This window comes from Achromobacter deleyi (genome assembly GCF_902859705.1).
GTDB lineage: Bacteria > Pseudomonadota > Gammaproteobacteria > Burkholderiales > Burkholderiaceae_B > Achromobacter > Achromobacter deleyi.
The window spans coordinates 157,218-181,835 of sequence record NZ_CADIJO010000009.1; the positions used below are offsets into that span (position 1 = coordinate 157,218).

General features: G+C 68.3%; 22 protein-coding genes. All 22 read left to right on the plus strand.

The features are described from left to right. Positions 1 to 37: 37 nt before the first annotated feature. The 22 genes from HV798_RS15150 to HV798_RS15255 all read left to right on the plus strand — a co-directional run bounded on the left by HV798_RS15150 (position 38) and on the right by HV798_RS15255 (position 24,574). Positions 38 to 844 carry a citryl-CoA lyase gene (locus tag HV798_RS15150; protein WP_175192953.1) on the plus strand — a complete coding sequence of 269 codons (807 nt, stop codon included), beginning with the start codon at positions 38 to 40 and terminating at the stop codon, positions 842 to 844. Next, a complete protein-coding gene (locus tag HV798_RS15155) occupies positions 841 to 1,815 on the plus strand; it encodes a Bug family tripartite tricarboxylate transporter substrate binding protein (protein WP_175192952.1) in 975 nt (324 codons plus the stop codon). Before HV798_RS15150 ends, HV798_RS15155 begins: the two co-directional genes overlap by 4 nt. Continuing rightward, positions 1,815 to 2,963 (plus strand): acyl-CoA dehydrogenase family protein, encoded by a 1,149-nt coding sequence (locus HV798_RS15160; protein WP_175192951.1) that lies wholly within the window; start codon positions 1,815 to 1,817, stop codon positions 2,961 to 2,963. The genes HV798_RS15155 and HV798_RS15160 overlap by 1 nt, the downstream gene beginning before the upstream one ends. A 16-nt stretch (positions 2,964 to 2,979) precedes the next feature. Continuing rightward, positions 2,980 to 3,675, plus strand: a complete 696-nt coding sequence (locus HV798_RS15165) for a dienelactone hydrolase family protein (RefSeq protein WP_175192950.1) — start codon at positions 2,980 to 2,982, stop codon at positions 3,673 to 3,675. After that, a complete protein-coding gene (locus tag HV798_RS15170) occupies positions 3,672 to 4,838 on the plus strand; it encodes a CaiB/BaiF CoA transferase family protein (protein WP_175192949.1) in 1,167 nt (388 codons plus the stop codon). The genes HV798_RS15165 and HV798_RS15170 overlap by 4 nt, the downstream gene beginning before the upstream one ends. Positions 4,839 to 4,860: 22 nt before the next feature. Next, positions 4,861 to 5,835 carry a Bug family tripartite tricarboxylate transporter substrate binding protein gene (locus tag HV798_RS15175; protein WP_175192948.1) on the plus strand — a complete coding sequence of 325 codons (975 nt, stop codon included), beginning with the start codon at positions 4,861 to 4,863 and terminating at the stop codon, positions 5,833 to 5,835. Next, complete coding sequence (locus tag HV798_RS15180) at positions 5,835 to 6,950, plus strand: mandelate racemase/muconate lactonizing enzyme family protein (RefSeq protein WP_175192947.1); 1,116 nt, start codon at positions 5,835 to 5,837, stop codon at positions 6,948 to 6,950. The genes HV798_RS15175 and HV798_RS15180 overlap by 1 nt, the downstream gene beginning before the upstream one ends. Then, entirely contained in the window at positions 6,947 to 7,408 is a 462-nt protein-coding gene (locus tag HV798_RS15185) for a MaoC/PaaZ C-terminal domain-containing protein (protein ID WP_025138663.1), read from the plus strand. Before HV798_RS15180 ends, HV798_RS15185 begins: the two co-directional genes overlap by 4 nt. Beyond that, complete coding sequence (locus HV798_RS15190) at positions 7,405 to 8,976, plus strand: long-chain-fatty-acid--CoA ligase (protein WP_175192946.1); 1,572 nt, start codon at positions 7,405 to 7,407, stop codon at positions 8,974 to 8,976. The genes HV798_RS15185 and HV798_RS15190 overlap by 4 nt, the downstream gene beginning before the upstream one ends. A gap of 34 nt (positions 8,977 to 9,010) precedes the next feature. After that, positions 9,011 to 9,997, plus strand: coding sequence for a Bug family tripartite tricarboxylate transporter substrate binding protein (locus HV798_RS15195; RefSeq protein WP_175192945.1), 987 nt, complete (start codon positions 9,011 to 9,013; stop codon positions 9,995 to 9,997). Positions 9,998 to 10,043: 46 nt separating this feature from the next. Further along, the gene (locus tag HV798_RS15200; RefSeq protein WP_175192944.1) at positions 10,044 to 11,216 is read left to right on the plus strand and encodes an acyl-CoA dehydrogenase family protein; all 1,173 of its coding nucleotides are present in this window, start codon (positions 10,044 to 10,046) and stop codon (positions 11,214 to 11,216) included. 51 nt (positions 11,217 to 11,267) lie between these two features. Beyond that, the gene (locus HV798_RS15205; protein ID WP_029954053.1) at positions 11,268 to 12,233 is read left to right on the plus strand and encodes a LysR family transcriptional regulator; all 966 of its coding nucleotides are present in this window, start codon (positions 11,268 to 11,270) and stop codon (positions 12,231 to 12,233) included. Between the two features lie 190 nt (positions 12,234 to 12,423). Beyond that, positions 12,424 to 13,863: an amidase gene (locus HV798_RS15210; RefSeq protein WP_175192943.1), complete on the plus strand. Its 1,440-nt coding sequence runs from the start codon at positions 12,424 to 12,426 to the stop codon at positions 13,861 to 13,863. An 86-nt stretch (positions 13,864 to 13,949) separates the two neighbouring features. Then, positions 13,950 to 15,539, plus strand: coding sequence for an ABC transporter substrate-binding protein (locus HV798_RS15215; RefSeq protein WP_175192942.1), 1,590 nt, complete (start codon positions 13,950 to 13,952; stop codon positions 15,537 to 15,539). Positions 15,540 to 15,556: 17 nt separating this feature from the next. Then, complete coding sequence (locus HV798_RS15220; RefSeq protein WP_175192941.1) at positions 15,557 to 16,498, plus strand: ABC transporter permease; 942 nt, start codon at positions 15,557 to 15,559, stop codon at positions 16,496 to 16,498. 7 nt (positions 16,499 to 16,505) lie between these two features. Further along, entirely contained in the window at positions 16,506 to 17,369 is an 864-nt protein-coding gene (locus HV798_RS15225) for an ABC transporter permease (protein WP_175192940.1), read from the plus strand. 6 nt (positions 17,370 to 17,375) lie between these two features. Next, the gene (locus HV798_RS15230) at positions 17,376 to 19,028 is read left to right on the plus strand and encodes an ABC transporter ATP-binding protein (protein WP_175192939.1); all 1,653 of its coding nucleotides are present in this window, start codon (positions 17,376 to 17,378) and stop codon (positions 19,026 to 19,028) included. After that, a complete protein-coding gene (locus HV798_RS15235; protein ID WP_175192938.1) occupies positions 19,025 to 19,951 on the plus strand; it encodes a 2-hydroxyacid dehydrogenase in 927 nt (308 codons plus the stop codon). Before HV798_RS15230 ends, HV798_RS15235 begins: the two co-directional genes overlap by 4 nt. Before the next feature lie 25 nt (positions 19,952 to 19,976). Then, positions 19,977 to 21,011 (plus strand): alpha/beta hydrolase fold domain-containing protein, encoded by a 1,035-nt coding sequence (locus HV798_RS15240; protein WP_217481177.1) that lies wholly within the window; start codon positions 19,977 to 19,979, stop codon positions 21,009 to 21,011. A 13-nt stretch (positions 21,012 to 21,024) separates the two neighbouring features. Then, positions 21,025 to 21,765 carry a class II aldolase/adducin family protein gene (locus HV798_RS15245; RefSeq protein WP_175192937.1) on the plus strand — a complete coding sequence of 247 codons (741 nt, stop codon included), beginning with the start codon at positions 21,025 to 21,027 and terminating at the stop codon, positions 21,763 to 21,765. Further along, the gene (locus HV798_RS15250) at positions 21,762 to 22,967 is read left to right on the plus strand and encodes a pyridoxal-phosphate-dependent aminotransferase family protein (RefSeq protein ID WP_175192936.1); all 1,206 of its coding nucleotides are present in this window, start codon (positions 21,762 to 21,764) and stop codon (positions 22,965 to 22,967) included. Before HV798_RS15245 ends, HV798_RS15250 begins: the two co-directional genes overlap by 4 nt. Positions 22,968 to 23,023: 56 nt before the next feature. Further along, the gene (locus HV798_RS15255) at positions 23,024 to 24,574 is read left to right on the plus strand and encodes an ABC transporter substrate-binding protein (protein WP_175192935.1); all 1,551 of its coding nucleotides are present in this window, start codon (positions 23,024 to 23,026) and stop codon (positions 24,572 to 24,574) included. Positions 24,575 to 24,618: the final 44 nt, after the last annotated feature.

A 24,618-nucleotide genomic window follows, 5' to 3' on the forward strand; every position in this document is an offset into this window, starting at 1 on the left:
ATAGAACAAGCGCCAGCAAAACGGTGCAGGAGACAGCATGGATCACGACCGCAAGCCCATCCGCAGCGGCATGGGCCGCAGCACGCCCGACCGCATTTTCGTCCAGGGGTTCGACCTGGTCGAGGACGTCATCGGCACCCTGAACCTGGGGGACATGGCGTACCTGGAAATGACCGGCCGGCTGCCCGACAGCCGCCAGTCGCGCGTGTTCAACGCCATTCTGGTGACGCTGGTCGAACATGGCATGACGCCCATGGCGATCGTGTCGCGGTTGGTCTATCTGGGCGCGCCGGAATCGTTGCAAGCGGCGGTGGCGGCTGGGCTGTGCGGCATGGGCACGACGTTCGCCGGCACCGCCGAAGGCGCCGCGCGCATGCTGCACGACGCCTGGGAAACGCCGGGTGACCAGGATGCGGACACGCTGGCCCGCCGGATCGTGGCGGATTTTCGCGCCCGGGGGCAGTCCATTCCCGGCCTGGGCCACAACCTGCACAAGCCGCAAGACCCGCGCACCGCGCGGCTGTTCACGATCGCCGAACAGGAAGGCCATGCCGGCCGCTATGTGGAACTGATGCTGGCGATCGGCGCCCATGCCCAGGCGGGGCTGAGCAAGCCGTTGCCGATCAACGCCACGGGCGCCATCGGCGCGCTGTGCTGTGAACTGGGCATTTCCTGGAAAGCCGCGCGCGGCATCGCGGTGATCGGGCGGGCGGTGGGGCTGGTGGGGCACCTGGCGGAAGAACAGGGCAACCCCATCGCGCGCGAGATCTGGCAACGCACCGAAGCCGAGGCCAGCCGCCAGGACGACCCCATTGCCGGCAACGGCCGCCGGGAGGCGCCATGATGCTCAGAAAACATGCGGCCGTGTTGGCAGCCGCTTGCGGCATGTTGCTGGGCGCCCAGGCGGCAAGCGCGGCCTGGCCCGAAAAGCCCATCCGTTTCATCGTGCCGTATCCGCCGGGCGGCGGCACCGACATCGTGGCGCGGGCCGTGGGCAAGCGGCTGTCGGAAAGCCTAGGCCAGCCCGTCATCGTCGAGAACCGGCCCGGGGCCAGCACCATCATCGGCACGGACGCCGTGGCGCGGGCCGAACCTGACGGCTACACCATTGGGCTGGTCACCGATTCGCATGTGCTCAATCCGCTGTTCTACCCGCAGCGTCAGCCTTACGACACGCACAAGGACTTCGCGCCCGTCGGCCAACTGGTGTCGGTGCCGTTCATCCTGGTGGCCAATCCCAAGACGGGCTGGACCAGCGTCAAGCAATTGCTGGATGCCGCGCGGGCACGGCCGGGCAAGATCACCTATGCGTCGATCGGCAACGGCACGCCGCATTACCTGGCCATGGAATTGACCCGCGCGATGGCCAGCGTCGACCTGGTGCATGTGCCGTACAAGGGCGTGGCGCCGGCGCTGGCCGACCTGCTGGGCGGCCAGGTGGACGTGATGTACACCGGCATGTCCACGGGCCTGCCGCAGGTGCGCAATGGCCGGCTGACGGCGTTGGCGGTGTCGGGGCCGAAGCGTTCGCCGATTGCGCCCGACATTCCCACGGTGGCCGAGTCGGGCCTGCCGAATTTCGCCTTCATGACCTGGTACGGCGTGGTGGCGCCGGCCGCCACGCCGCCCGACCGGGTGCAGCGCCTGAGCGCCGAGCTGCGCCGGGCGATGCAAGACCCGGCGCTGCGCGAACAGCTGGATCAATTGGGCGTCGAGGCGGCGCCGTCCGACCCGGCGGCGTTCGCACGCTTCATGGACGACGAGTCGGCCAGGTACGAACAGATCATCAAACTGACGGGCGCAAAGGGCGAATAGTGGAACTGACAGAAGAGCAGCGGCTCATCCGCGACACGGTAGGCGCGTTGGCGCAGGCGCGGTTCGCACCGGCCGCGGCCAGCGCCGACAAGGAGTACCGGCCGCCGATCGAGAACCTGAAGGTGCTGGCCGAGCATGGCTACACGGGTGTGTTCCTGCCCGAAACCTACGGCGGCGCCGGCCTGGGCTTGCTGGAAACGGTGCTGATCGTCGAGCAACTGGCGCGTTCCTGCGCCAACACCGCGATGCTGTTTTCGTGCACCGACGGCGCCACCCCGCGCGCCATCCTGCATATCGGGTCCGACGACATCCGGCGCCGTTACCTGCCGGCCTTTGCCCGGGCCGAACGCTACGCGGCCTGGAGCATGTCGGAAGCGAACGCCGGATCGGACGTGGGCAACGTGCAGACCCGCGCGGTCTTGCGCGGCGACCACTATGTGGTCAATGGCAGCAAGCTGTGGTGCAGCGGCGCCCAGGTGGCCGATGTCTTCCTGGTGCTGGTGCGCCTGTCGGACGAGCCCGGCATGAAAGGGGTAGGGGCCTTGCTGGTCGAGCGCGGCGCGCCGGGTTTCTCGGTAGGGCGGCATCTGGACCTGCTGGGCCTGCGCGGCACGGGCATGGCCGAGCTGGTGTTTCAGGACTGCCCGGTGCCGGCCGGCAATCTGTTGCTGCCGCCGGGCCGGATGAAGGATCTGCTGCAGGTGTTCGACGCCGACCGCATCATCGGCAACCCGCCCATCTGCCTGGGCCTGGCGCACGCCGCGCTGGCGCAGGCGGCGCAGCACCTGAAAGACCGGGTGCAGTTCGGCCGGCCGCTGGCCGACAACCAGGGCCTGCAATGGAAGCTGGCCGACATGGCGATCGACCTGGAAGCGGCGCGGGCGCTGGTGTACGCGGCGGCCGCCAGCCTGGACCGCGGCCAGCATTCGGTCGCCCAGGTGTCCATCGCCAAGACCTATGCCAATGAAATGGCGGTGCGGGTCACCAACCAGGCCATGCAGCTGGCCGGGGCCTTCGGCCTGTCCGAAGAGTATCCGTTCGAACGCTACTTCCGCGATGCGCGCGGCATGTCCATCGGCTACGGCACGACCGAGATCCATCGCAATGTGATCGCGCGCGAAATACTGAAAGGCAATTACCTGGCCTGACGCCAACGAGGATTCCATGCATTCCCGATACGAACCTATCGCAGCCGGCGACGGCCGCACGTTTTCCGCCTACGTGGCCGAACCGGCGCACGCCAACGGCCATGCGGTGATCATTCTTCAGGAAATCTTCGGCGTGACCGACACGATCCGCGCGCTGGCGGACCGCTACGCTGCCGAGGGCTATCTGGCGCTGGCGCCCGACCTGTTCTGGCGCCTGGAACCCGGCGTGGAACTGCCGCACGACAAGGCCGGCGTGGCCAAGGCCTTCGAATACCTGGAACGGTTCGACGAAGACACGGGTATCGACGATATCGGCCGCACCGTGGCGCAGGTGCGCGCCAGGCCGGACTTCGCGGGCAAGGTGGCGGTGCTGGGCCTGTGCCTGGGCGGCAAGCTGGCGTTTCGGGCGGCGGCCACGCTGGACATCGATGCCGCCGTGACGTTCTACGGCGTCGGGGTGGAGGCGCATCTGGACGAAGCCGACCGGCTGGCCTGCCCGCTGATGCTGCACTATGGCGGCCGCGACCGCTACGCGCCGCCCGCCGCCGTGGACCAGATCGAAGCCGCGCTGCCGCCCGCGCCGCTGGCCGTGCTGCACCGCTATCCAGAGGCCGATCATGGCTTCTATACGCGGGGCGGGGGCATGGACGCCGACATTGCGCACGAACGCACGCAGCGTTTCCTGCAACAGGCGCTGGGAGCCGCATCATGACGGTACTGCGCGGCCTGCGGGTCCTGGACCTGGGCAATTTCATTACGGCGCCGCTGGCCAGCATGCTGCTGGGCGAGCTGGGCGCCGACGTCATCAAGATCGAACGGCCGGACACGGGCGACCCGTTTCGCGCGTTCAAGGGCGGCCTGTACAGCACGCAGTTCCAGGCGCACAACCGCAACAAGCGCAGCCTGTCGCTGGACTACACCCGGCCAGAAGGGCTGGCCGTGCTGGACCGGCTAGTGGCGCAGGCCGACGCGATCATCCTGAACATGCGCCCCGGCGTCGAAGACAAGCTGGGACTGGGCGCCGAGCGCCTGCAGGCGCTGAACCCGCGCCTGGTGGTGTGTTCGATCACGGGCTTCGGCGCCAGCGGGCCGTACGCGTCGCGGCCGGCCTACGACAACGTGGGGCAGGCCGCATCAGGCTGGCTATCCATGTTTCATGCCGGCGCGGACCCCAAGGTGGCCGGCCCGGCGGTGTCGGACGCGGTGGCCGGCCTGTATGCCGCGCTGGGCGTGCTGGGCGCGCTGGTCGAACGCGCGCAGACCGGGCGCGGTCGCAAGGTGGAAGTCAGCATGCTCGAGGCCATGATCGCCATGGCCTGTGAGCCGCTGGCCGCGATGATGGCAACCGGGCAGGCGCCCTCGCTGTACGGCCGGGCAGCCATGTCGCAGTCGTATGTGGTGACCTGCCGCGACCAGCGCCGCATCGGCCTGCACCTGTCGTCGCCGGAAAAGTTCTGGCGTGGTCTCGTGGCCGCCATCGAACGGCCCGATCTGCTGGCGGCGTATCCCACGCGCGCCGAACGGGTCGAGCGCTACCCGGCGCTGGCCGCGACCCTGGCCGAGATATTCGCCGGGCAAGACCGCGATTACTGGGAACCGCGGCTGGAACGCCACGACGTGCCGTTCATGCCCGAACGCCGGCTGGACGAACTGGCGGACGACCCGCAGGTGCAGCACCAGGGCGTGTTCTACGAGCAGGTTCATCCGCGCCATGGCGCCTTGCGCGCGGCGCATCGGCCGGTGCGCTACGACGGCGACAACCGCAGCGATTTCCGGCCGCCGCCGGACCTGGGCGAACACACCGCCGAGGTCCTGCGCGAAGCCGGTCTATCGGCGCAGGACCTGGACATTCTGCAGCAGGCCGGGGTGGTCTGACCCGCAACCAAGAGAGGCTTTCATGTTCACTCGAATGCAATGCGCGCGCGGCCTGGCCGCGCTGGCGCTGGGGTTCCCTTGCGCGCTCGCTTTGGCGGCGTGGCCCGACAAGCCGGTGCGGCTGGTGGTCTCGTCGGGTGCGGGCGGCACGGCCGACATCCTGGCGCGGGCCGTGGCCGAGAAGCTGACGACGTCACTGGGCCAGACCTTCGTCGTAGAAAACAAGCCCGGCGCCGGCGGCCACCTGGGCGCGTCGCAGGTGGCGCGGTCGCGGGCGGATGGCTATGTGTTCCTGGTCAGCGGCAGTCCGACGCATTCGGTCGGGCCGCACCTGTACAAGAACCTGACCTACGACCCCATGCGCGACGTGCCGCCGGTGGCCATGGTGGCCGTGGCGCCCAACATGCTGGTGGTGGGGCCTGACGTGCCGGCCAATTCCGTGGCGGACCTGGTGGCCCTGGCCCGGCAAAAGCCCGATGAACTGACCTATTCGTCCGCCGGCCGCGGCACCTCGGGCCATCTGGCGGGCGCCATGCTGGCCAGCCTGGCGCATATCAAGATCAAGCACGTGCCCTACAACGCCGGGCCGGAGGCGGTGACGGCGGTCATGGCGGGCAACGTGTCCATGACGTTCTTCACGCTGCCCGGGGTGCTGCCCCAGGTGCAGGCGGGCAAGCTGCGGGCGCTGGCCGTCACCTCGCGCTCGCGGACCCCGCTGGCGCCGTCGGTGCCGACGGTGGCCGAGGCGGGCTATCCCGATTTCGAGGCGCTGGCCTGGTACGGCCTGTTCGCGCCCAAGGACACGCCGCCCGACGTGGTGGCGAAGTTGAGCGCCGAGATCGGCCGCATCGTGCAGCAGCCCGACATGCAGGCCCGGTTGACCCAGCTGGGCACCGAACCGCACTACCTGGACGCCGAGCAGGTCAAGGCGTTCGTGGCGGTGGAATCGCCCAGGTGGAAGGCCTTGATCGACACCTTCGGCGCGGAGCAGGACTGATGAATCGCCATTTTCCCGACGCCGAACCCATCACCGGCTGGCGCGTCTTTGTGCGCCGCCTGGCCTATGAACGCGCGGTGCAATGGAGCGACCTGACCGAAACGGCGGCCACGTTCGTGGTGCTGCGCATCGAAACGGCCTCGGGCTGCGCGGGTGCAGCCGAAGTGGCGGTCAAGCCGACCTGGGTGGGCGCCACGGCCGCCAGCCTGGTCTGCGCGCTGGCCGAGATGTTCGAACCGCTGGTGCGTGGCCACAACCTGTCCGACCCGCGCCAGCTGCGCACCGTGCTGGACGCCATTCCCGGCAACCAGCCGGCCAAGACGCTGATCGACAACGCCTGCTGGGACTGGCTGGGCGCCCGTACCGGCGTGCCGCTGTGGCGCCGGATGCAGGGGCGGGCGCAGGTGCCGGTGTCCTGGGCGGTGACCCGGCAACCGCCCGCCGCGATGGCGCGCGAGGCGGCCGACATGATCGCGCGCCACGGCTTTCGCACGCTGAAGATCAAGGGCGGGCAGGGGATGGCGCTGGATCTGGCTTGCCTGGACGCCGTGCGGCAGGCGGTCGGCGATGGCGTCGCCCTGTACGTGGATGCCAACGGCGCGTATCCGGCGGCCGACGCCGCGGGGTACGCCAGCGCCCTGAGCCGGGCCGGCGCGGTCATGGTGGAGGACCCTTGCGCCTTCGTGCCGGACCAGGGCTACACGGCCTTGCAGCAATCGGTGAACGTGCCGCTGCTGGTCGATTTCGGCATGACCGGGGTGCGCGATGCGCATCTGTTCCTGGAACGCGGCGCGCGGGCCTTGAGCCTCAAGCCGGGGCGGTTCGGGCTGTCGGACGCGCTGCACATGCGGCAACTGGCGCAGGCCGCGAACGCCACGGCGGTAGCCGGGCTGATGGGCGAAAGCGCATTGGGCACCTGGGCGGGCCTGCAGTTCGCCGCCGCTTTGCCGCCCGCGGCCGTGCCGGCCGAATTGACCTGGTTCCTGGCGATGCGCGAACAGATGCTGGACGACGTGCCCGTCGTGGAGCAAGGCGCGATCGCCATGCCCGATTGGCCGTCCGTGTGCGAACGCATCGACTGGGCGGCGATGGCCGATGTGGAGGTGACGCGATGAATCCGGTGCCATTCCTGGAACTGACCGTGGGGTCCACCTACACCAGCACCGCCCGCACACTGACGCAGGCCGACCTGTCGCTGTCGTGCATGTTGACGGGTGACTGGCATCCCATTCACGCCGATGCCGACTATTGCCGCGAACACGGTATCGAAGGCCCGATGTTCCACGGGCCCTACGGCATCCTGCTGGCGATGGGCATGTCGACCCGGCTGCCGGAATTCGCCGAGCCGGTGATCGGCGCCCTGGGCCTGCGCGACTGGCGCTACCGGCGTCCCCTGGTGGCGGGCGACACCGTGCGCGTGCGCACGTCCATCAGCGCCGCGCGGGTGGTGTCCGGTGGCGGGCGCGCCATCGTCGAACGTCATTTCGCGCTGCTGGATTCCCAGTCGCGCATCGTTCAAGAGGGCTACGGCAGCACGCTGCTGCGCCTGGCCAACGGAGAAGACACACCATGATTCTGGGCGACATCATCGAGCGCAACGCGCGCTGCTATCGCGACCATCCGGCCTTTCTGTTCGAGGGCCGCCGCATCACCCATGGCGAATTCGCCGAACGCGTGCGGCGCCTGTGCAACGCCCTGATCGCGCGGGGGCTGCAACGCGGCAGCCGCATCGCCATCCTGGCGCAGAACTGCCCCGAATACCTGGAGCTCTATGCCGCCGCGGGCATGGGCGGCTTCATCGCCGTGGGCATCAACTACCGGCTGGGCGTGGCTGACCAGGCCGCCATTCTGCGCGACTGCGAGCCGGCGCTGCTGATTCATGAGCCCGAGTATGCCGAGGCCGTGGCGGCCTTGCGCCCCGCGCTGCCGCCGCAGGCCCAGGTGCTGTGCCTGGGGGCCGGGCAGGGCAGTGACGCTGGCCAAGGGGCCGACCGCTACGAAGCCGCCCTGGCCGCCGCCAGCACGCAGCCGCCGCCCTGGCGGGCCCAGGCCGACGACACCCTGCTGCTGATCTACACCAGCGGCACCACGGGCGTGCCCAAGGGCGTCATGCTGGCCAATGGCGCGCAGGTCGAGCAGGCCCGCATGCTGGCGCTGACCCACGCCAGCGGGCAAGACGACCGCATGCTGATCGTGATGCCGCTGTATCACATCGGCGGCACCACGGAACTGCTCAGCTACCTGATTGGCGGCGCGACCATCGTGCTGCATCGCCGCTTCGACGCCCGCGACATCCTCGCCAGCATCGCGGCCCATCGCGTGACGGCGGCGCATTTCGCGCCCATCATGATCCAGGCGCTGGTCGATGCGCAGGCCGAGGCGCCCGTCGACGTGTCCAGCCTGCGGGTGGCCTGCTATGCGTCGGCGCCGATGTCGGTGGCCTTGTCGCGGCGGGCGCGCGCGACCTTCGGGCCGATCTTCATGCAGACCTACGGCATGACCGAACACGGCCCGGGCACTGTGCTGCTGAAGCACCAGCACCTGCCCGACGGCTCGGCCGCTGAGGCGGCGCGCATGGCGTCGGCCGGCCAGCCGATCCTGGGCGTGGACCTGCGCATCGTCGACGATGCCGGCGCCGTGCTGGCCGACGGCCAGGTGGGCGAAATCCAGATGCGTTCGGCCGCGATCATGCAGGGTTATTGGCGCAAACCAAGCGAAACGGCCGCGGCGCTGGTGGATGGCTGGATGAAGACGGGCGATGTCGGCTATGTCGATCCGGACGGCTACCTCTTCATCGTCGACCGCAAGAAAGACATGATCATCTCGGGCGGCGAAAACATCTATTCCCGCGAGGTCGAAGAGACGCTGATGCGGCATCCGGCCGTACGCGAGGCCGCCGTCATCGGCGTGCCGGACGAGAAATGGGGCGAATCCGTCAAGGCCTTCGTGGTGCGCCAGCCGGGCGCCGACGTCGACGAAGCCGACCTCGTCCAGCACTGCCGCGACCACATCGCCAGCTACAAGAAGCCGCGCAGCGTCGAGTTCCTGGATGCGCTGCCGCGCATGGCCAGCACCAGCAAAGTGGACAAGAAAGCCTTGCGGGCCCCGTACTGGGACCGCGCCGGCAGACAGGTGGCCTGACGGCCATCCCGAAAAGACCAACGAGGAGACAGGCATGGGCAGCTACAGGATGTGGGCGGCGGGCATGGCCGCATTGGCGCTGAGCGCGGGGCAGGTGACACAGGCGGCGCCGGGCGAGGCGTTTCCGACAAAGATGGTGCGCATCGTGGTGCCGTTCACGGCCGGCGGGCTGGCCGACGTGCTGGCCCGCGGCCTGGCGCAGGAATTGGGCGTACGCTGGTCGCAGCCCGTCATCATCGAGAACCGGCCGGGCGCCAATACCATCATTGCAGCGGAATACGTGGCGCGCTCGCAGCCCGACGGCTACACCTTGCTGATGGCCAACGACCCGACGCTGTCGTCCAACCAGTACCTGTACCGCAAGCTGCCCTACGACCCCGTCAAGAGCTTCACGCCGGTGGCGGGGGTGGCGCAGACCCGCGAAATCCTGCTGGTCGCCAAGGACTTTCCCGTTCAAAGCGTGGCTGACCTGGTGGCGCAGGCCAAGGCCCGGCCCGGCCACGTGACCTACGGGTCGTATGGCCAGGGCAGCAAGGCCCACCTGGACGCCGCGGCGTTTTCCGCCCAGGCGGGCGTCGAACTGAATCATGTGCCGTACAAGGGCGTGGCCGACGTGATGACGGCGCTGGCGGGCGGGCAGATCAATATGGCCATGGTGGGCGTGCCGCCGTCCATTCCCATGGTCAAGGGCGGCAAGGTGCGCCTGTTGGCCGTGGCCGCGCCGCAGCGGATCGCGGCGTTTCCCGATACGCCCACGTTCGCCGAGCTGGGCTTGCCCCAGATGGTGTCGCAGTCGTGGTTCGGCGTGGTGGCGCCCGCGGGCACGCCGCCGGCCGTGGTGGCCGACATCGCGGCGGCCGTGCGCCAGGTGATCGCGCAGCCCGCCTTCCAGGAAAAGACCATCACCAGCGTGGGGCTGGAGCCGCTGGACCTGGGGCCGGACGCGTTTGCGCGCTTTCTGGAACGCGACCGCCAGGAATACGAACACGTCATTCGCGGCCTGAACGTCAAGCTGGACTAGGGACGCGAATTTCATTGATACCCAGGCCCAAACCCCCGGAGGCCCCATGGATTTCGAATTGCCATCCGAATTGCGCCAGCTGCGCGATTCCACCCGCCGTTTCGTCGCTGAAGCGCTGATGCCGCTGGAGGCCCGCTACGCCAACGAGCCCGACATTCCCGATGACGTGCGCCGCGGCTTGCAGGACCAGGCCAAGGCGCTGGGATTCTGGGCCTTTGACCTGCCCGAATCCGTGGGCGGCGGTGGCATCGGCGCCGTGGGCCGGTGCGTGGTGTTCGAAGAACTGGCCCGCTGCAACGTGCCCGCCTTCCGGGCGCCGACCGTCTTCACGCCTTACCTTGGGCCGGTGCTGTTCCATGGCGACGCCCGCCAGCAGGCGCAGTACCTGATGCCGGTCGTTCGTGGCGACAAGCGCACCTGCTTTGCGCTGACCGAGGCCGAAGCCGGCTCGGACCCCGCCGGCATGAAAACCACCGCGGTGGCCGACGGCGGCGATTTCGTCATCAACGGCGCCAAGATCTTCATCACCGGCGCCGACAAGGCCGATTTCGTGCAGCTGTTTGCCCGCACGCGGGTCGATGGCAAAGACCAGGGCGTGTCGTGTTTTCTGGTCGACCGCGGCACGCCGGGCATGCGGCTGGGCCAGTCATTCGACCTGATGTCGCCCGACAAGCCCTGGGAACTGCTGTTCGAGAACGTGCGCGTAGCGGCCAGCCAGGTCGTCGGCGGCGTCGGCCAGGGCTGGCAACTGGCCCGGGAATTCCTGGACGCCGGCCGCCTGTCCCATGGCCCCAAGGCCATCGGCCGCGCCCAACGCGCACTGGACCTGGCCATTGCCTACGCCAATACCCGCCACACCTTTGGCCAGCCGTTGGCCCAGCGTCAGGCGATCCAATGGATGATCGCGGATTCCACCGTCGAGCTGCATGCCGCGCGTACGCTGGTCCATCACGCGGCCTGGAAGGCCGAGCAGGGCTTGAACTATCATCTCGAAGCGTCCGCCGTGAAGCTCTTTGCCGACGACATGCTGGTCAGGGTGGTGGATCGGGCGATCCAGATCCACGGCGGCGTGGGCCTGTCGCGCGAACTGCCGCTGGAACTGATGTTTCGCGACGCACGCAGCCGGACCATCACCGAAGGGTCGTCCGAAATGCAGCGCACCATCATTGCGACGGGCGTGCTGTCCGGGCGGGAAAGGGTGGACCGCTTCGATACCTGACCCCTCCGACCCGCCCGCGGCGCGGCCGGCCACCGCGTGACGGACATTGCGATGAATATCGAGAACATCGACCTGAACCTGCTGGTGGCCTTCGACGCCATGATGCAAGAGCGCAATGTCACTCGCGCCGGTTTGCGCATCGGCCTGACGCAGCCGTCGATGAGCCACGCGCTGGTCCGCCTGCGGCAGCTGTGCGGCGACCCCCTGTTCGTGCGGGTGAAGAGCGGCATGGAACCCACGCCCTTTGCCCATCGCATCGCGCCCAGCGTACGGGCCGGGCTGGCCGTGTTGCAGGCCGGGCTGCAGAACGCTGTGCCGTTCGACCCCGCGCAGTCCGGCCGTACCTTCGAGGTGCTGCTCAGCGACCTGGGCGAAGTCGTGTTCCTGCCGCGCCTGATGCAGCATCTGAAGGCGGTGGCGCCCGGCGTCAGCCTGCGCATCCGGCAACTGCCGCGCGAAAGCTATCGCGAAGCGCTGGAAGCCGAAGACGCCGACCTGGCCATCGGCTTTCTGCCGGCCTTGACCGCCGGCTTCTATCAGCAACGCCTGTTTGGCGACCATTACGTCTGCCTGATGCGCGCCGGGCATCCCCGCATCGGCCAGCGGCTGGACATCGAGCAATTCGCCGCCGAGTCCCACGTCATGATTGAGCCGGCGGGGTCGCGCTACCGCCGCGCCTCGCCGCAATCGTCCACGACCACGCTGATCGAGCAATACCTGGAAAAGCAGGGCCTGCGCCGCCACATCGCGCTGCGCGTGCCGCATTTCACGGTGGTGCCGGAAATCATCGAAACCAGCGACCTGCTGGCCGTGCTGCCCGGCACGGTGGCGCGCATCATGGCGCCGCAACGGCGCATCAAGATCCTGCCGCTGCCGCTGGAAAACCCGCCCGGCTTCGAGGTCAAGCAGTTCTGGCACGAACGCAGCCACCAGGACGAAGGCACCCGCTGGCTGCGCGGCGTCATCGCCGACCTGTTCATGGAAGACCGCTCGCCGGTGTTGCCGTCGGCCGACTGATTCCGGCCATCTGCGCTGCGGGGCCGCGGCGCAAACCCCTTCATTGCATTGCCTCGGGACGTGAGAACGACCCGGGAAATCCCTGACGCTGCCCGCGTTGCCGTAATTGCCAGCGCCCCGCTAGAATATTTTTATGAAGTATGTGGGTATTGCATAACAATACCTTAACGATTCTAGCCGGAAGGAAGTCATGCAAGCAGCGCAATACGCCGACCTGGATGGGTTGGCGCTGGCAGAGATGCTGGCCAACAAGGAAGTGAGTTCGGCGCAGTTGATGGAATGCGCCCTGCAATTGGCAGAGGAACGCGGCGCGCCCTTGCGCGCGCTGGTGCATCTGCGGCCCGAGCAGGCCCGCCAGGAGGCTGCCCACTGGCAGGCGCGGGGGCCGTTTGGCGGCATTCCCTTTCTGTTGAAGGATTCGGGCCTGGCCAGCCGGCGGTTTCCGTCCAACCTGGGCTCGCGGCTGTTTGCCGATATCGAATACGCCTACGACGCGACGCTGGCCGAACGCTTCGACGCCGCCGGCTTGATTCCCTTTGGCCGCAGCACGGTGTCCGAACTGTGCATGGGGCCGTCCACCGAATCGAGCGTGCACGGCGGCCCCACGATCAACCCGCGCGCCAACGACCGTTCGACGGGCGGTTCCAGCGGCGGCGCCGCGGCAGCCGTGGCGGCCGGCATCGTGCCGGTGGCCCACGGCAGCGACGGCGGCGGTTCGATCCGCATTCCGGCCGCCTGCAACGGCGTCTTCGGCTTGAAGCCCAGCCGCGGCCGCGTGCCCATGGGGCCGGCGCGCGGCGAGGGCTGGGGCGGCATGGCGTGTGATGGCGTCATCACACGCACGGTGCGCGATACCGCCGCGGCGCTGGACGCGATCAGCGGCTATGCCTCGGGTGCGCCGTATGCCGCGCCGCCCCGGCCGGGTTCGTATCTGGATGCGGTACGCGAGCAGGGGGCAGGGCGCTTGCGCATTGCCGTCTGGCGCGACGCCTTCAACGGCATTCCCATCGCCGATTCCTGCCGCCAGGCGCTGGAAGATACCGCGCGGTTGTGCCGTGAGCTGGGCCACGAGGTAGTCGACGGCCCGTTGCCCGATTTCGATTACGGCGCCTTCGTGCGCGCCCATGGCACGGTGCTGGCCACCAACATCGTGCTGGCGGTGGACGCGCGGCTGGCCGTGCTGGGCCGCGCCTTACGCGATGACGACCTGGAACCCGTGATCCGCGACGGCCTGGACATCGGCCGGGGCATCGCCGCCACGCAATACGTGGATGCCATCCAGCGCTTCCATGCCATCGGCCGGGCCTTGAGCCAGGCCATGCAGGGAGTGGACCTGGTGCTGTCGCCGACTCTCACGCAATTGCCGGCGCGCCTGGGCGAGCTGGCGCTGACGGGCGGCTTCTGGGCGTTTCGCGAAAAGGTCTCGCGCTACGCCACCTTCCTGGCCTTCGTCAATGCGTCGGGGCGGCCGGCGGCCAGCTTGCCGGTGGCGGCCACGCCCGACGGCGTGCCGCTGGCCTGCCAGCTGATCGGGCATTTCGGCCGTGAAGACCAGATTCTGCGGCTGGCGGCCCAGATCGAGCGGGCCGCGCCCTGGCCGGCGCATGCCGTGACGTTGCCTGGCCGTTGATTCAACGGCGGCTGATCGGTTGGCGGCTGGCGCAGCCGCCGTCGACCCAGCCGTTCGCGCAGTTCACCATCATCAAGGGGAAAACAATGAAACGATTCTTGCGCGTCTGCACGGCCCTGGCCCTGGGCTGCGGCATGGCACTGGTTCAAACCCAGACCCAAGCTCAGACCCAAGCCCAGACCACGGCGAAATTCGTCATGCACGCGCCGCTGCGTGTGCTGGACCCGGTGCTGACGACCGCCTATGTCACCCGCAACCACGGCTATCTCGTCTACGACACGCTGTTCTCGATGGACGCCTCGGGTCATCCGCAGCCGCAGATGGTGGACACCTGGACGGTGTCGCCAGACAAGCTGACCTACACCTTCACGCTGCGCCCCGGGTTGATCTTCCATGACGGCAGCCCGGTCAAGGCGGAAGACGTGGTGGCGTCCCTCAAGCGCTGGCAGGCGGGCGACCCGACGATCGGCAACCGCCTCGCCCAGGCCACGGCGTCGCTGGCGGCGCAGGGCAATGACACCGTGGTGCTGACGCTGAAAGCCCCGTACGGCCTGGTGCTGGATTCGCTGGCCAAGGAAGGTTCGCCGGTGCCGTTCATCATGCCCAAGCGCATCGCCGACACGCCCGCCACGCAGGCCATCACCGAGGTGGTCGGCTCGGGCCCCTACAAGTTCGTGCAGGCCGATTTCCAGGCGGGCGTGAAGGCCACCTACCTCAAGTTCGACGGCTACGTGCCGCGTAAAGAGAAGGCCAGCGCCTTTGCCGGCGGCAAGGTGGCGCGCATCGACCGGCTGGAACTGGTCAACATTCCCGACAGCCAGACGGCCGTCAACGCGCTGCAACGCGGCGAGATCGACTTCGTGGAAGACGTGCCGCCCGACCTGATGCCGCAATTGAAGGACGCCAAGGGCATCACGCTCAAGTCGTACGGCAAGAATTCCAATATGTTCACGCTGCGCATGAACTGGCTGCAGCCGCCGTTCGACAACGTGAAGGTGCGCCGCGCCGCGTTGGCCGCCCTGTACGAGACCGATTACCTGGACGCCCAGATCGGCGACCCGGACGTCTACCAGGTCTGCGGCGCCGTGCTGACCTGCGTGTCGCCTTATGCGTCGGAAGAGGGCGCCACGCAGATCCACAAGCCGGACCTGGCCCGGGCGCGCCAACTGCTCAAGGAAAGCGGCTATGCCGGCCAGAAGGTCGTGATTCTGCATCCGACCGACCTGCCGATCTTCGCCAACATCGCGCCGGTCACCGCGCAGGCCCTGCGCAGCATCGGCATGAACGTCGAGGTGCAGTCCATGGACTGGGCCACGCTGCTCAGCCGCCGTACCAAGAAAGAGCCAGTGGAGCAGGGCGGCTGGAGCATCTTCCATTCCAATCTGTCAAGCCTGGACCTGACCTCGCCGGTGGGCAATCCCAACCTGGATGCGCGGCCTGGCGCCAGCTACCCCGGCTGGAGCGTCGATGCCGACATGGAAAAACTGCGCGACCAGTATGCCGGCGCGCAGACCGAGGACGACAAGCGCGCGATTGCCGCCGCCATCCAGCGCCGCAGCTATGACCAGGTGACCTTCGTGCCCCTGGGCGGCTATTCCAAGTTCAAGGGCTATGACGCCAAGTTCGCCGACTTGGTGGACGCGCCGATTCCCCTGTTCTGGACCTCGCCCAAGTAAGGGCAGGAGAGCGCATCATGCTGAATCTCGTTTTCAAGCGCCTCGTGGCCGCCATTCCGGTGATGCTGGTGGTGGCGACCGTGGTCTTCCTGCTGTTGCGCCTGGCGCCCGGTGACCCGGCGCGCATCATTGCCGGCGACATGGCCAGCGAAGACACCGTGGCGCAGATCCGCGCCGACATGGGGCTGGACAAGCCGCTGGCTACGCAATATGTGCTGGCCATGGGCGCGCTGCTGCAAGGCGACCTGGGCGTGTCCATCATTTCGAAAGACCCGGTGTCGTCCCTGATCGGGCAGCGGCTGGGGCCGACCCTGGCCCTGGCGCTGTGCGCCATCCTGGTGACGGTGCTGGCGGCCATTCCGCTGGGGGTGTTCTCGGCCTGGTGGCACAAGCGGCTGCTGGACCGCATCACGCTGGCGGTGACCGTGCTGGCCTTTTCGGTGCCGGCCTTCGTGGTGGGCTACCTGCTGATCCTGGTGTTCTCGGTCAAGCTCAACTGGCTGCCGGTGCAGGGGTATGCGGGGCTGGCGGCCGGCTTTGGCACCTTTCTGTATCACATGGTGCTGCCCACCGTCACGCTGGCGACGGTGTTCGTGGCGCTGATCACCCGCATCACACGCGGCAGCATGCTGGAAGTGCTGGGCGAAGACTTCGTGCGTACCGCCCGGGCCAAGGGCGTGCCCGAACGCTACGTGCTGTACCGCCACGCGCTGCGCAACGCCGCCGTGCCCATCGTCACCGTGATCGGCCTGGCGCTCACCACGCTCATCAGCGGCGTGGTCGTCACCGAGACCATCTTCAACATTCCCGGGGTGGGCCGCCTGATCGTCGATGCCGTGCTGGCGCGCGACTATCCCGTGGTGCAGGGGACGATCCTGTTCTTCTCGTTCGTCTATGTATTCATCAACCTGGTGATCGACATGCTGTATGTGGTGCTCGATCCGCGCATCCGCTACTGAGGACGCCATGACCACTCTCGTCCTGCCCCGCGCGCGCGGCCTCTGGCCCACCCTGGCGCGCGACCCCATGATGCTGTGCGGCCTGGCGCTGCTGCTGGCCCTGGTGGCCCTGGCCATGCTGGCGCCGTGGATCACCTGGCACGACCCGGCCGCCCTGGCGCCGCGCCTGCGCCTCAAGCCCATCAGCGAGGGCTATTGGCTGGGCACCGATTCCCTGGGCCGCGACCTGTTTTCGCGCGTGCTCTACGGCGGGCGCCTGTCCATCACGCTGGCCGCCCTGGTGGCCGTGATTTCCGTCTGTGCGGGCCTGGCGCTGGGCATCCTGGCGGGCTATTTCCGCCGCCTGGACGGCTTCATCATGCGCATCATCGACGGCATCATGGCCATTCCCGGCCTGCTGCTGGCCATTGCCATGGTGGCCTTGGGCGGGGCGTCGATCCCGACCATGGTGATCGCCATCTCCATTCCCGAGATCCCGCGCGTGGCCCGGCTGGTGCGCAGCGTGGTGCTGTCGGTGCGCGAAGAACCGTATGTCGAGGCCTCGCTGGGCATGGGCACGCGCACCGTGCGCGTGCTGTGGCGCCATGTGCTGCCCAGCACCATCAACCCGCTGGTGGTGCAGGCCACGTTCATCTGCGCCTCGGCCATCCTGATCGAAGCCGTGCTGGGCTTTCTGGGGCTGGGCTTTCCGCCCGAGATTCCCAGCCTGGGCAGCATCATTTCCGAAGGCCGCGCCTTTTTCCAGCGCGCGCCCTGGATCGTGCTGTTTCCCGGCGCTTATCTGGCGCTGTTGATCCTGTCCATCAATCTTTTCGGCGACGCGCTGCGCGACCGTCTGGATCCGCGCATGGCGCGCAAACGCAACGGTTGAACCTCCATGTCTCATCCTGTACTTGAAGTCCGCGATCTCAGCGTGCGCCTGCCGGGCGCCGGCGACCGCCGCCATGCCGCCCACGGCATCAGCCTGACCGTGCATCCGCGCGAGATCGTCTGCATCGTGGGCGAATCCGGCTCGGGCAAATCGGTGACTGCCAGCGCGGTCATGGGCCTGCTGCCGCGCAACGTGCTGACGCGCGAAAGCGGCCAGATCCTGTTGTCCGGCCAGGACATCACCCAGGCCTCGCCCGCCGAGCTGCGGGCGCTGCGCGGCAACCGCATGGCCATGATCTTCCAGGAACCCATGACCGCGCTCAATCCGCTGATGCGGGTGGGCCGGCAGATCGCCGAGATCTTCCAATTCCATGCGCCGCAGCTGGGCGCGCGCGAGGTGCAGGCGCGGGTGCTGCGCCTGCTGGCCGACATGCGGCTGCCGTCGCCCGACACCCTGCAGCACGCCTATCCGCACCAGTTGTCGGGCGGCCAGCGCCAGCGGGTGATGATCGCCATGGCGCTGGCGCTGGAGCCCGCGCTGATCATTGCCGACGAACCCACCACGGCCCTGGACGTGACCTCGCAGGCCCAGGTGCTGCGCCTGTTGCACGGGCTGCGCGAGCGGCATGACACCGGCATTCTCTTCATCACCCATGATTTCGACGTGGTGGCCGAGATAGCCGACCGCGTCATCGTCATGCAGCAGGGGCAGATCGTCGAGACCGGCACGGCGCAAGAGGTGCTGGAGCAGCCGCGCCACGCCTACACCCGCAAGCTGATCGACGCCGTGCCCAAGGGCGAATTCGGCGCCCGCCGGATACCGCCGGCCAATGACCCGGTGATTTCGGTCGAAAACCTGCAGATGCGCTTTGTGACCGGCGGCCTGTTCCGTTCGCACCACCGGGAGGTGCATGCCCTGAACGACGTGAGCCTGTCGCTGGCGCGCGGCGAGACGCTGGGCGTGGTGGGCGAATCCGGCTCGGGCAAGACCACGCTGGGCCGCTGCCTGGCGCATTTCGCCGCGCCCACGGGCGGGCGCATCGTGATGAACGGCCAGGACGTCTCGCGCCTGTCGCGCACCCAGTGGCGCCAGTGGTGCAAGCGCATCCAGATGGTGTTCCAGGACCCGTACCGCTCGTTCAACCCCCGCCGCACCATTGCCCAGACCCTGGCCGAGGGGCCGATGAATTATGGCGAATCGCCGGCCCGCGTGGCCGAGCGCATGCGCGAGATGCTGGACCTGGTCAGCATGGATGCCAGCGCCTTGCAGCGCTATCCGCACGAGTTCTCGGGCGGCCAGCGCCAGCGCATATCGATTGCCCGGGCGCTGATGATGGAGCCCGAGGTGCTGATTGCCGACGAGGCTGTATCGGCCCTGGACGTATCGGTGCAGGCGCAGATCCTGGACCTGCTCGAGGCCATCCGCGAACGCCTGAACCTGAGCATGATCTTCATCACCCACGACCTGCGCGTGGCCGCGCGGCTATGCCATCGCATCGCCGTCATGCAGCGCGGCAAGGTCATGGAGATCGGCCCGGCCGAACAGATTTTCCGCCACCCGTCCAGCGACTACACCCGCGAGCTGCTGGCCGCCATTCCCGGCAAGGACGGCCTGGGCAGCCGCCAGGCCAGCATTGTTCTGAAAGAGGCTTGCGCATGACCCGCGTTGCATTGTTGTCCCGTTCGGCCAACCTGGCCTATTTCCAGCCGCTGCTGCAGGCGCGCGATGACGGCCTTGACGTGGCCGTCTGGCCCGACCCGGCCTGCCTGCAGGCCGAGGTGGCCGTGTGCTGGAATCCGCCGGCCGGCGTCTACGCCGACATGCCCAGGCTGCGCCTGATCCACAGCATTGCGGCCGGGGTGGACAACCTGCTGGCCGGGCAGGATACCCGGGGCCTGCCGGTCTGCCGCGTGGTGGACCCGCAGTTGGCCCAGGGCATGCTGCAGTACGTGCTGTGGTCGGTGCTGCACTTTCACCGCAAGCTGGACCAGGCGCTGGCCAACCAGGCCCGGGCGCACTGGCAGCGCGGCGTGCAGGTGGCGGCGGGCGATTTCCGCGTGGGCGTCATGGGCCTGGGCGAGCTGGGCGGCGCCATCGCCGCCTTCCTGCCCAGCCTGGGCTATGACGTGCACGGCTGGTCGCGCAGCCCGCGCGAGATCGCCGGTATCACCGTGCATGCCGGCCAGGCGGCGTTCGATGGCTTCCTGGCCCACTGCGACGTGCTGATCTGCCTGTTGCCGCTGACCGATGCCACGCGCGGCATTCTCAATGCCCGCACGTTTGCCGCGCTGCCCCAGGGCGCCGCCGTGGTCAATTGCGGCCGGGGAGAGCACCTGGTGCCCGCGGACCTGATCGCTGCCCTGCAATCCGGCCACCTGCGCGGCGCAGTGCTGGACGTGTTCGCGCACGAGCCGCTGCCGCCCGACGACCCGCTCTGGCGCACGCCCGGAGTGGTGGTCACCCCGCACATGGCCACCATGCCCACCGCGGCCACCGTGGCCGAGCAGGTCGTGGCCAATATCCACCGGCTGCGCCACGGGGCGACGCTGGCCAATACCGTAGACACCTCGCGCGGCTACTGACAGCGCGCTTTTCAACGAGACCCTGATGATGAGCCTGCAACACGATTCCCTGCCTTACCTGGATGACCCCGCTTTCACGCTGCCGACCGGCGCGCCCGCGCCGGTCGATCCGCAGATCGCCGAGTTCATGCGCCTGATGGCCAAGGACGCGGCCCAGTATCCGCGCCGCGACACCCTGCCTATCGAAGAAGGGCGGGCCAATGCCGAGAAAGTGCGCCTGCCGTGGGCCCAGGGCGGCCCGCAAATGGCCCGCACGGTCAATACCGAAGTGGCCACGCGCCACGGCAAGGTGCGGGTGCGCATCCACTATCCGGCCGAACGCCGGCTGCCGGGCGCCTTCATGTACATCCATGGCGGCGGCTTCGTGCTGTTTTCGATCGACACGCACGACCGCGTGATGCGCGAATACGCCGAGCGCGCCGGCATCGTGGTGATCGGCATCGACTACACCCGCGCGCCCGAGGCCAAGTTCCCGCAGCCGCTGGAAGAATGCGTGGACGTGCTGCGCTGGATCGCCGCGCAGGCCCGGGAATTGTCCATCGATGCGGACCAGCTCTTCGTCGGCGGCGATTCGGCGGGCGCCAACCTGTCGATGGGCACGGCGCTGACGCTGCGCGACGAAGGGCAGGGCGGTCTGATCAAGGGCATCGTGCTCAATTACGGCGGCTTCAGCAGCAACCTGTTCCGCAATTCGGTGGTGCGCTATGGCGCGGGCGACTACGGCCTGTCGCTGCACATGATGATCTGGTTCCGCGGCCTGCACATCCGCCACGGCAAGGATTTCTTCGATCCGCGCGTGGACATCATGCGCGCCGACCTGCGCCAGCTGCCGCCGGTGTGGATGGTGGTCACCGAATGCGATCCGCTGCACGACGACAGCATCGAGCTCGAACGCCTGCTCAAGGCGGCCGGCGTGGACGTCAGCGCCAAGGTCTATCGCGGCACGGTGCACAGCTTTCTGGAAGCGGTGTCGATCTCGGACGCGGCCGTACAGGCGTTCGAGGACACGGCGTCCTGGCTGCATGGCGAACGCGTTGCACACGGCGCCCATTCGGCCTGAACCGGAGACTGGCATGGCCTATACCGAATCGACCGAACAGCAGATGCGCGAGGAACTGGCCGCGCTGTACCGCCTGGTCGCCCATTTCCGCATGACCGACCTGATCGACACACACATCAGCGCGCGGGTGCCGGGCACGGACAACCATTTCCTGATCAACCGCTACGGCGTGCTGTTTCACGAGATGCGGCCTGAAGACCTGGTGAAGATCGACCTGGACGGCAACCCCGTCGACCCGGGCGACGAAGAGCAGCAGCGCGTGAACAGCGCCGGCTTCACCATTCATTCGGCCGTGCACGCCGCGCGCCATGACCTGGCCTGCGTGGTGCACACCCATACCGCCGACGGCATTGCCGTAGCTTGCCAGGAAGACGGCCTGCTGCCGATCACCCAGCATGCGCTGCGCTTCTATCAGCGCCTGGGCTATCACGACTACCAGGGCATTGCGCTGGACCTGGACGAGCGCGCCAGCCTGGTGGACGACCTGGGGCCGCACAAGGCCATGATCCTGCGCAACCACGGCCTGCTGGCCGCCGGGGGCACCGTGGCCGAGGCCTTCGTCAATATCTATTTCCTGGAACGCGCCTGCCAGGCGCAGATCAAGGCCCAGTCGGCCGGCGCGCGCCTGACCTTTCCGTCGCCCGCCGTGTGCGAACGCACGGCCGGCCAGTTCGAACGGCCCACCGCGCCCCAGTATTGCCAGCGCGTCTGGACGGCCGCCAAGCGCCTGCTCGACGAGGAGGCCGCGCGATGAAAGACGCCCATCTTGCGCCCATGGACCTGGCCAGCCCGCAACTGCTGCACACGCCCGGGCCGACCTACGTGCCCGACGCCGTGCGCGACGCCATGGGCCGGCCCAGCCTGGACTTGTCCGACCCGCGGCTGGACAGCCTGGTGCGTGACTGCGAGACGGGCCTGGCAGCCTTGCTGGGCACGCGCGAGGCCGACGTGCTGATGTATGCCGCCAACGGCCACGGCGCCTGGGAAGCCGCCATCGCCAACCTGGTCGCGCCCGGCGCCGAGGTGCTGGTGGCCGGCAGCGGCTTTTTCGCCGAGGCCTGGGCCCTGCACGTCGAGGCGCTGGGCGGCGTGGCGCGCCGCACGCCCATCCGGCCCGGCCGCGCGCTGGACCCGCTGGCGATCGAGACCGCGCTGCGCGCCGACACCGCCCGTCGCATCGTCGCCGTCTTCGCCGTGCAGACCGACACGGCCAGCGGCGCCACCAGCGACCTGGCCGCGGTGCGGCGGGCGCTGGACCGCAGCGGCCATCCGGCCTTGCTGGTGGCCGACGTCATCGCCTCGCTGGGCGCCACGCCGTGCCGCATGGACGAATGGGGCGTCAATGTGGCCATCGGCGGTTCGCAGAAGGCGCTGATGCTGCCGCCGGGCCTGTCATTCACCGCGGTCGACGGCCGCGCCATGGCCGTGGCCCGCGAGAACCCGACGCCGCGCGCCTATTGGGACTGGGAAAAGCGCAAGAGCCCCTTGCTGTACCGCAAGTTCTGCGGCACGCCGCCCCAGGGCTTGCTGATGGGCCTGCGGGCGTCGCTGGCGCTCTTGCGCAACGAAGGCCATGACGCGGTGCATGCGCGTCATCGCCGTGTCGCCGCCATGGTGCATTCGGCCGTGGCGCGCTGGGGCGAAGCCGGCGCGCTGGCCCTGCATGTCACCGAGCCGGCCGAGCGCTCGACGTCGGTCACGACGATCTCGGTGGCCGACGGCGTCGACGTCGAAGCCCTGCGCCTGACGGCGCGTGACCGCTATCAGGTGGCGGTTGCGGGCGGGCTGGGTCCCCATGCAGGCCGGATGTTCCGCATCGGCCACCTGGGCGCCGTCCACCCCGGCATGATCCTCGGCGCCCTGGGCGGCGTCGAGGCGGCGTTGCGAGATTGCGGCATCGCCATCGGGGAGGGTGCGCTGCACTGCGCGGTAGAGGCCGCGCGCGAGAGTGATTGACCGATTCCGGTCACGGCATGTTGTTGCTTGACCCCTGACAAATAAAGGAACAAGGGATGAGACTGCATGGACTTATCGCGGCCGCGCTGGCCGCCATGGCATGGACGGCGGCCGCCCAGGCCGAGCCGGCAACGGCGAAAGTGGTGCTGCACGCGCCGCTGCGCATCCTGGACCCGGTGCTGACCAACGCCTACATCACGCGCAATCACGGCTACCTGATCTACGACACGCTCTTCGCGATCGATACCCAGGGCCGTCCGCAGCCGCAGATGGTGGACCGCTGGACGGTATCGGACGACAAGCTCAGCTACACCTTCACGCTGCGCCCCGGCCTGAAATTCCATGACGGCACGCCGGTCACCGGCGAAGACGTCGTGGCCTCGCTGGCGCGCTGGGAACAGCGCGACCCCATGGGCAAGCGGCTGGCGGCGGCCACCCAGACGATGGACAGCCCGTCGGCCGACCGTTTCCGCATCGTGCTCAAGCAGCCGTTCGGGCTGGTGCTGGAAACCCTGGGCAAGCCTGGTTCGCCCGTGCCCTTCATCATGCCCAGGCGCATCGCCCAGACGCCGGCCACCGAAGCCATCAAGGAATCCATCGGGTCCGGCCCGTACCGCTTTGACGCCAAGGCGTTCGAGGCGGGCGTCAAGGCCGTCTATATCAAGAACCCCGATTACGTGCCGCGCCAGGAACCGGCCGCCTATTTCTCGGGCGGCAAGGTGCCCATGTTCGACCGCATCGAGGTCATCAACGTGCCCGACGCCCAGACCGCCGTCAATGCGCTGCGCCAGGGCGAGATCGACTTCGTCGAGAACGTCGCGCCCGACCTGCTGCCGCAACTGGAGCAGGCGAAGGGTGTGACGGTGGAACGCTACGGCGAGAACACCGACACCTATATGCTGCGCATGAACTGGAAGCAGCCCCCGCTGGACAATCCCAAGATCCGCCAGGCGGTGCTGGCCGCCTTGAACCAGACCGACTACCTGGATGCGTCGCTGGGCGACCCCAAGTTCTATCGCCTGTGCGGCGCCATGCTCAGCTGTATCTCGGCCTATCGCAGCGACGTCGGCGCCACCCAGACCCGACCGGCCGACCTGGCGCGTGCCCGCGCGCTCTTGAAAGAGGGCGGCTACAAGGGCGAAAAGATCGTCGTGCTGCATCCGACCGACGTGCGCAGCCTGTCGGCGCTGGCCCCGGTCACGGCCCAGGCCCTGCGCAGCATCGGCATGACGGTCGACGTGCAATCCATGGACTGGGCCACGCTCTTGAGCCGGCGCAGCAAGGACGCGCCGGTGGAGCAGGGGGGCTGGAGCATTTTCCATTCCAGCCTGACCAGCATGGACCTGATCAATCCCATCGTGAATCCGCTCATGGACCCCGGCTATCCCGGCTGGGCCAAGGACGACGAGGTCGAAAAGCTGCGCGCCGAGTTCGAAACCGCCTCGGGCCTGGATGAACAGAAGCGCATTGCCCAGGCCCTGCAGAAGCGTGCCTACGAGGTCGTGACGTTCGTGCCGCTGGGCGGCTATTCAGAGTTCAAGGCGTACGACGGCAAGTTCAAGGGCATGGTGCATGCGCCCATGCCCTTGTTCTGGCGCGGGCAGTGATTGATGGCAGGTTGCCCGTGGTCCGCGCGTGACCGGCGGGCGGC

Excerpts from the sequence above, each read along its gene's own strand:
- HV798_RS15185 (WP_025138663.1), top strand. The coding sequence starts at position 6,947 with ATGAATCCGGTGCCATTCCTGGAACTGACCGTGGGGTCCACCTACACC.
- HV798_RS15165 (WP_175192950.1), top strand. The coding sequence starts at position 2,980 with ATGCATTCCCGATACGAACCTATCGCAGCCGGCGACGGCCGCACGTTT.
- HV798_RS15200 (WP_175192944.1), top strand. The coding sequence starts at position 10,044 with ATGGATTTCGAATTGCCATCCGAATTGCGCCAGCTGCGCGATTCCACC.
- HV798_RS15150 (WP_175192953.1), top strand. The coding sequence starts at position 38 with ATGGATCACGACCGCAAGCCCATCCGCAGCGGCATGGGCCGCAGCACG.
- HV798_RS15240 (WP_217481177.1), top strand. The coding sequence starts at position 19,977 with ATGATGAGCCTGCAACACGATTCCCTGCCTTACCTGGATGACCCCGCT.
- HV798_RS15245 (WP_175192937.1), top strand. The coding sequence starts at position 21,025 with ATGGCCTATACCGAATCGACCGAACAGCAGATGCGCGAGGAACTGGCC.
- HV798_RS15195 (WP_175192945.1), top strand. The coding sequence starts at position 9,011 with ATGGGCAGCTACAGGATGTGGGCGGCGGGCATGGCCGCATTGGCGCTG.
- HV798_RS15210 (WP_175192943.1), top strand. The coding sequence starts at position 12,424 with ATGCAAGCAGCGCAATACGCCGACCTGGATGGGTTGGCGCTGGCAGAG.
- HV798_RS15170 (WP_175192949.1), top strand. The coding sequence starts at position 3,672 with ATGACGGTACTGCGCGGCCTGCGGGTCCTGGACCTGGGCAATTTCATT.
- HV798_RS15250 (WP_175192936.1), top strand. The coding sequence starts at position 21,762 with ATGAAAGACGCCCATCTTGCGCCCATGGACCTGGCCAGCCCGCAACTG.
- HV798_RS15220 (WP_175192941.1), top strand. The coding sequence starts at position 15,557 with ATGCTGAATCTCGTTTTCAAGCGCCTCGTGGCCGCCATTCCGGTGATG.
- HV798_RS15235 (WP_175192938.1), top strand. The coding sequence starts at position 19,025 with ATGACCCGCGTTGCATTGTTGTCCCGTTCGGCCAACCTGGCCTATTTC.
- HV798_RS15180 (WP_175192947.1), top strand. The coding sequence starts at position 5,835 with ATGAATCGCCATTTTCCCGACGCCGAACCCATCACCGGCTGGCGCGTC.
- HV798_RS15225 (WP_175192940.1), top strand. The coding sequence starts at position 16,506 with ATGACCACTCTCGTCCTGCCCCGCGCGCGCGGCCTCTGGCCCACCCTG.
- HV798_RS15190 (WP_175192946.1), top strand. The coding sequence starts at position 7,405 with ATGATTCTGGGCGACATCATCGAGCGCAACGCGCGCTGCTATCGCGAC.
- HV798_RS15155 (WP_175192952.1), top strand. The coding sequence starts at position 841 with ATGATGCTCAGAAAACATGCGGCCGTGTTGGCAGCCGCTTGCGGCATG.
- HV798_RS15205 (WP_029954053.1), top strand. The coding sequence starts at position 11,268 with ATGAATATCGAGAACATCGACCTGAACCTGCTGGTGGCCTTCGACGCC.
- HV798_RS15175 (WP_175192948.1), top strand. The coding sequence starts at position 4,861 with ATGTTCACTCGAATGCAATGCGCGCGCGGCCTGGCCGCGCTGGCGCTG.
- HV798_RS15215 (WP_175192942.1), top strand. The coding sequence starts at position 13,950 with ATGAAACGATTCTTGCGCGTCTGCACGGCCCTGGCCCTGGGCTGCGGC.
- HV798_RS15255 (WP_175192935.1), top strand. The coding sequence starts at position 23,024 with ATGAGACTGCATGGACTTATCGCGGCCGCGCTGGCCGCCATGGCATGG.
- HV798_RS15230 (WP_175192939.1), top strand. The coding sequence starts at position 17,376 with ATGTCTCATCCTGTACTTGAAGTCCGCGATCTCAGCGTGCGCCTGCCG.